The organism is Desulfobulbaceae bacterium (assembly GCA_013792005.1).
In the GTDB taxonomy this organism is placed as follows: Bacteria; Desulfobacterota; Desulfobulbia; order Desulfobulbales; family VMSU01; genus VMSU01.
In genome coordinates this window covers 1-5675 of the sequence record VMSU01000164.1, presented here as the reverse complement: position 1 = coordinate 5675, position 5675 = coordinate 1, and the positions used below count along the sequence as shown (strand labels likewise).

5 protein-coding genes are annotated in these 5675 nt (G+C 51.9%); 3 read left to right on the top strand and 2 right to left on the bottom strand.

Annotated features, from left to right (window positions below):
* On the bottom strand, nucleotides 1–889 hold an 889-nt coding region (locus FP815_10300), incomplete at its 3' end, for a hypothetical protein (GenBank protein MBA3015325.1).
* A gap of 303 nt (nucleotides 890–1192) precedes the next feature.
* Between FP815_10300 and FP815_10295 the strand changes: the two genes are divergently transcribed.
* The 3 genes from FP815_10295 to xerD all read left to right on the top strand — a co-directional run bounded on the left by FP815_10295 (nucleotide 1193) and on the right by xerD (nucleotide 4117).
* Nucleotides 1193–2566: an FAD-binding protein gene (locus tag FP815_10295; GenBank protein ID MBA3015324.1), complete on the top strand. Its 1374-nt coding sequence runs from the start codon at nucleotides 1193–1195 to the stop codon at nucleotides 2564–2566.
* A gap of 114 nt (nucleotides 2567–2680) precedes the next feature.
* Entirely contained in the window at nucleotides 2681–2875 is a 195-nt protein-coding gene (rpsU, locus tag FP815_10290; protein ID MBA3015323.1) for a 30S ribosomal protein S21, read from the top strand.
* Nucleotides 2876–3208: 333 nt separating this feature from the next.
* Nucleotides 3209–4117, top strand: coding sequence for a site-specific tyrosine recombinase XerD (gene xerD, locus FP815_10285; GenBank protein MBA3015322.1), 909 nt, complete (start codon nucleotides 3209–3211; stop codon nucleotides 4115–4117).
* Here xerD and FP815_10280 read toward each other — a convergent pair.
* Nucleotides 4102–5001 carry a 4Fe-4S binding protein gene (locus FP815_10280; GenBank protein MBA3015321.1) on the bottom strand — a complete coding sequence of 300 codons (900 nt, stop codon included), beginning with the start codon at nucleotides 4999–5001 and terminating at the stop codon, nucleotides 4102–4104. The genes xerD and FP815_10280 overlap by 16 nt on opposite strands.
* Nucleotides 5002–5675 lie beyond the last annotated feature (674 nt).

Below are 5675 nucleotides of genomic sequence, written 5' to 3'. Positions count from 1 at the left end.
AGGCCCGGTAGCACTTGTAAAAATTCAGTATCGCCCTGAGCCCTGGATCATTTGCCTTAGCAACAAAGGTATCAATAAAATGGGCTGAGAACTCGGACAGGCCATGATAGTCAAGATATATGGCCAGAAACGCCACATCCCTTGCCACATCGCAATAGCGGAAGCGCTGATTAAACTCAATACAGTCATAAATATAGATCTGCTCTGCCAGACAGATATTGGCAGAATAGAGATCGCCATGGCAGTCGCGGATCTTTCCGGCATCGACCCGCTGCTGAAACAAGGCTTCTCGGGCCAGGACATCTTTCGAATAAGAGCTGATCAGGTCAAATTGCTCCTGACTCAACGCGGGACAACCAATAAAGGAGGTCGTTTGATCAAAATTCTCCAACACATTAACGCTGACCGCCTGGGCACTGCCAAAGCCTTTGATCTCCTCCCCGCCCTCCGCCTGCTGATAAAAGGGGACCAGGATATCAACAATGCCGTCCAGCAGAGCAGGGGTCAGTTGTCGATTGTTGATGACCACCGTCATCATCCGCTCTTCCGGCATCCGCTCCATCTGAACACAGTATTCTATGGCTTGCCCCTGACCACCCAAGCGAATTTCCTCACCATCCTGGGTAAGGGCCACCACATCCCGGTACAAAGTAGGGCACAGACGACGGTTGAGCCGCAGCTCCTCTTCACAGAAATGTTTCCGCTTTTCTAGGGTAGTAAAATCGAGAAAGCCAAAATTAACCGGCTTTTTTATCTTATAAACAAAATCCCCTGCCAGCAAGACGTAAGAGATATGGGTCTGCACCAGCTTCACATGGGGTACCGGGTGAGGGTAAGACTCAGGACGCAGAAGGGTTTGAATAAAGACGGGGAGCTGGTTGAAGCCCATTATGGTTCCTCATTTTTAACGAGTGCGTAGTGTCTTCTATAGATGCTGATAATCCAATAGCGTGATATATAAGCATTTGACCGGATTGTCAAGAAAGCTGGCAATGTGTAGAGCTCAGCCTCGTCCTCCTCTGATCTTCCGGCCTTAGTCTCGATGGCAATTCCGTTTGGAAACCTGGATTTTCTTGGTACAATCCATGTTCATTGATCAGTTGGTCTGGGTGGTCTCGTCTGAAGTGCGAAGCTCTGGACAATAACCGCCGCTTAACACATTTTTGCCACAACAACTAGGACCTCGCAGAGTATGCACAAAGATATCATCCGCCAACTCACCATCATCGTCGGACCTAACAATATCTCTACCGCCCAAGCGGAACTGAGTTGCGTCTCCTATGACGGAACTGGTCAAACCTCAATGCCAGAGGCTGTCATCTGGCCGAGCACGGCAGATGAGGTCAGTCGGGTCATGGCCATCGCCCATCGTCAGATGATTCCGGTTGTGGCGCGAGGAGCCGGTTCCGGCATGACAGGCGGAGCAATTCCCACCCACGGCGGGCTGGTAATAGCCATGGCCAGGTTCAATCACATCCTCGAAATCGACCAAGAAAACCAGACCGCCATCGTTGAGCCGGGAGTCGTGACAGGAACCCTTCAGGCCGAAGTTGGGCGCTACGGCCTGTTCTACCCTCCAGACCCTGCCAGCGCAAAATTCTGCACCATCGGCGGCAATGTGGCGGAAGGCGCAGGCGGTCCCAGCGCAGTCAAGTACGGGGTAACCCGTGATTATGTCAAAGGCCTGGAAGTGGTCTTGGCTGACGGGCGCATTATCCACACCGGAGTAAGGACCGACAAGGGTGTCGTCGGCTACGACCTCACCCGTCTCTTTGTCGGCTCAGAGGGAACGTTAGGGATTATCACCAAGATCATCCTCCGACTTATCCCCAAACCAAAAACCAAACAAACTACCCTTGTCCTTCTCGACTCGATGCTTGCTGCCACACGGCTGGTGGCTCAAGTGCTGTCCAATTTCTCTCCGTGCACCCTGGAGTTCATGGATCGCACCGCAATCAGCATCGTTGCCGACAAGTTACCTATGACGCTATCCGCTGGAACCGAGGCCCTGCTGCTGATCGAATTGGATGGCTCAGCAGTGGCTGTAGCCAGCGAAGGGACAGATCTTGCCAGATTCCTATTCGAGCAGTCCGGCGTCCGCCAGGTGACACAGGCCAAGGATAAAAGCGAAGTCGACCGCCTCTGGCTCGCCCGGCGCTCCGTCTCTCCCGCTGCATTTTCCTTGCGGACCCATAAGCTGGGGGAAGACGTTGTCGTGCCACGCACTGCCATCCCCGACCTTGTCGCCTACGCCGAAGAGTTGGCCCGTGAGCTGAAACTGATACTCTTCTGCTTCGGCCATGCCGGGGACGGTAATATCCACATCAACATCATGTACAACCAGGCAGATGACAGGCAGATGACAGCGGCCCACATAGCCAAGAAACGAATCTTTACCAAAGTAATAGCCCTTGGCGGCACCCTATCCGGGGAGCATGGTGTAGGAATAACCAAGTCCGCCTACCTCCCCTTGGAAGTTGATCAGAACACCATTGCCGCCATGAAGTTGATCAAACTAGCGTTGGACCCTGGCAACATCCTCAACCCCGGCAAGATTTTTCCATAAAAGAGTTGACAGCCCCCAGCCAGATCGTCTATAAATTGTACTTTTTGAAAATGAATTCTCAAGCCGCTTTACTCGGCCAAACCAGATCATACTTAAACTTTTAGGAAATGGACCATGATTGAAGTCGATGTCAGAGGCGATATTGAAATCGCCATCCGCCAGCTCAAGAAAAAACTCCAGCTCGATGGGATTAAAAAAGAATTGAAACGCCGTGAGTTCTACGAAAAGCCCAGCGACAAAAAACGCCGCAAACAAGCCGAGGCCAGGCGTAAGGTCAGAAAGGTCGTTTGGCGGATGAAAAACGACTAATTGTATTGATCCTGCAAAGCACCATCGCGGTCGTCATACATGCAGGCTTGAAGGGGTTTGGCTGAAATACCGTTCCTTCAAGCCTGTTTTTTTTGAATTATCGTGACTATGCCGTAAGGACACAGGTTAACGGTAATCAGTTATCGGTTTACGGTTAAAAGAATTATGATTAGTCATAAATCATCGTATGATACTCAATGTCAGTGTGTCCTCACCCATTGGCAGAACCCAATCACCGTCAACTATCAACCGTAAACCGACAACTTGAGCAGTCACCCAAGCGCATCATCTGCAACCCTGCCAAGCCCTGTCTCTTAACAATTGACAACACCCATGGGGTACCCCCCTACCCCGCTCATCCTCTGTCTCGACCGGTTCCTCCTCTTCCTGGCGGCGGAACGGCAGTTAGCGCCCAACACCATAGCTGCCTACCAGGCAGACATGACCTTTTTTTTCAAGCACCTGACCTCCGCCACAATAACTTCGCTTGAGCAGGTCTCTTCCGCTCACCTTCGCGATTTCCTGCACTCCTCCCATCAGGCAGGCCGCTCCGCCCGCAGCAATGCCCGTCGCCTCTCTGCCATTCGCTGTTTTTTTCAATTCCTGCTCTCCCAAGACCTGATTCTGCATGACCCCACAGTGGGAATCGATCTGCCCAAGATCAAACAATCGCTGCCCAAATCGTTAAATTTAAGCGAAGTAGATCTCCTCCTAGCGGCAGCAGACCAGCAAGACCCTCTATCAATCCGCAACGCCGCCATGCTCCACCTTCTCTACGGCACAGGACTACGGGTCTCGGAACTGGTAGGCATGCCGATAGCCGGACTCAATTTAGCCTCTGGATATCTCCGGATTCTCGGCAAAGGAAGCAAAGAACGCCTGGTCCCTTTTGGTGACGAGACGAGGGAGCGGATCTCTCACTATCTCTTAAGCAGCCGCCCACTCATCCTGAAGGTCCGGTCCAGTCGCTTTCTCTTTGTCACCCGCCGCGGGACAGCGATGACCAGACTCCGATTCTGGCAAATCATCCAGAAAGTGTGTCTCCGTCAAGGAATCTTGAAAAAGATCAGCCCACACACCCTCCGCCACTCCTTCGCCACCCATCTCGTCGAAAACGGGGCTGACCTCCGCACCGTCCAAATGATGCTTGGCCACGCCGACATCGCCACCACCCAGATCTACACCCACGTCGATGGCAGCCGCCTAAAGAAAGCCCATAAAAAATTTCACCCCAGGGGGTGAGCTGCCTTAACACCCTGCTGCTCAGGCGCTGCGTCGAAAGTCAGTCCGCCGACCTCAAGATGAATAGCCTGAAAGGGACAAGCCTTGCTGCATGCCAGGCAGGAAATACACTCGGTATCATCCGGCGACTCATTGAAATGGACCCCCATCGGGCAGACTTGGTGACACACCTTGCACTGAGTGCAACGGGCCTCATTCAAACGTAATTTAATCAGCCGGACACGACTGAACAGGGCATAGAAAGCCCCCAAAGGACAAGTGGTCCTGCAAAATGGACGGCTGGACAAGATACTCCACCCAATAAAGGCAATCAAAATAGCAAGCTTCGAATAAAAAAGTGTCCCGATTGCTGATCGCAGACTTGGCTGCAGATAAAGCATCGGCAGACCCGCTTCCAAGGTTCCTGCCGGGCAGAGGACCTTACAGAACCATGGACTACCGATCCCTAAATCATTGACCAGCGACAACGGCATCACGACCACCATCAGCAACAAGATGGCGAACTTAACAAAACGAAGGGCACGGGGAACCCCGAACTTAGGTGAAGGGATCTTATAAAGCAACTCCTGAAAGAGACCAAAAGGGCAAAGCCAACCGCAGACCATCCGCCCGCAAAACCCGCCAATAATGCCCATGGTACCGACCACATAGAGTCCAACAAAATACTGCCCATTGTCCAATGCCATGCGGATCCCGGCCAGCATCTGCTGCAAGGCCCCCAAGGGACAGGCGGTAGATGCCGCCGGACAGGAGTAGCAGTTCAGCCCCGGCGAACAGATCACCTTGAGCGGCCCCTGATAAATTATCTTGGTATAGGGAAATGTCCACGAGCCGTTGGTCAGCAGAAAAGCGATGGCCTGCACCCATTTCCGTATGGCGTCCATCAGCCGATCCCTATACAACTCAGGCAAACTTGCCAGGCCTGTTCCATAACCCGCCCCGGCTCGTTAAGACCAATGCCAACCATTGCCATAAGCAGAAAAAATATGATGGTGATGAATGGGGCTTTGCGGATCGGCAAAGCCTTTTTCCTTCGGGTGGACATACTCTAACCTCCTCTGGGTGGCGCAACCGCAAGGGCAGGCCATACCGCCCCGCAGCTATAAGTAACTAACGAGTTCACTGTCCGCATCCAAGGAAACCTGGGGCAGACCGAACCGTAAAAGATTATACACAATACACCAATCTATGACGAGGGTAATTCAACCATAGAGCATCCGCCATCGTCAAGTGAAAGCACGCGATATCTTCCAGTTCATCCAATCCCGAAAATTCCACATCCCGTTCATCCACACTGTCTGTCGCTTCGCCCACCTGATCCTTAGTCAGACCACCTCAGCCAAACTCATCATCACAACCGATTTTCCCTCGAACAAAAATCAAAAGGCCGTCTCACTCGTTCCCCAGTAAAGAGTACAGCTCGACTACCACCAGGCAAAAAAACCAGTACTGCACCAATATGCCACTATGTATCAGTTATACCAGGTACGCTTCTTGAAAATTTCGATAAATTAAGTATTTAGTTAAAATCATCACCTAATATTTTTTTTCTCCATTT